The sequence below is a fragment of the Massilia sp. 05N420 genome, from assembly GCF_056397205.1.
This window is the reverse complement of record NZ_JBFTMX010000132.1, coordinates 1-561: the sequence shown is the minus strand read 5'-3', so window position 1 is coordinate 561 and position 561 is coordinate 1. Positions and strand designations below refer to the sequence as shown.

General features: G+C 62.0%; 1 protein-coding gene. It reads left to right on the top strand.

Annotated elements, in window-relative coordinates; all coding sequences use genetic code 11:
* Positions 1-75: 75 nt before the first annotated feature.
* On the top strand, positions 76-561 hold a 486-nt coding region (locus AC1DIX_RS27620), incomplete at its 3' end, for a hypothetical protein (RefSeq protein WP_477328522.1).

Here is a 561-nt window from a genome sequence, read left to right as displayed (position 1 = left end):
CATTCTATATGTTTATCAGCAACTCTTAAGGAAGCGGACCATAGCGCAGAATTTCGCCGCGGGCTGGATCGGGAATTGGAAACGCTCTGTCTCGGCGAGCGCTCGGTGATGAAGATTGCCTTTTACGCGCCGTTGAAGTCTCCCGGTCATCCGGTCCCCTCCGGCGACCGGCTGATGGGCAGGCTTCTGATGCGCGCGCTCGATCTGGCAGGCCATGAGGTCGAACTCGTCTCCAGCTTCCGGAATTTCGCCGCAACACCGGAGGCCGCAGCGCTCCTGGAAGAGGGCCGCCAGAGCGAATTGCAGTGGCTGCGGGCAGAGTTTGCTGCCGGCGCTAAGCCGGACCTCTGGTTTTGCTACCACCCCTATTACAAATCGCCGGATCCGTTCGGTCCCGTCCTTTGCGGTGAACTCGACATTCCCTATGTGACGGTCGAGGCATCCTATTCGCCGAAGCGTGATCAAGGCCCCTGGCAGCCGTCCCAGGCGCTGGTCGCCAGCGCTATCCGGCAGGCGGCGGTTAACATCGCGATGACGGCGCGGGACCGCGCCGGTGTCGAG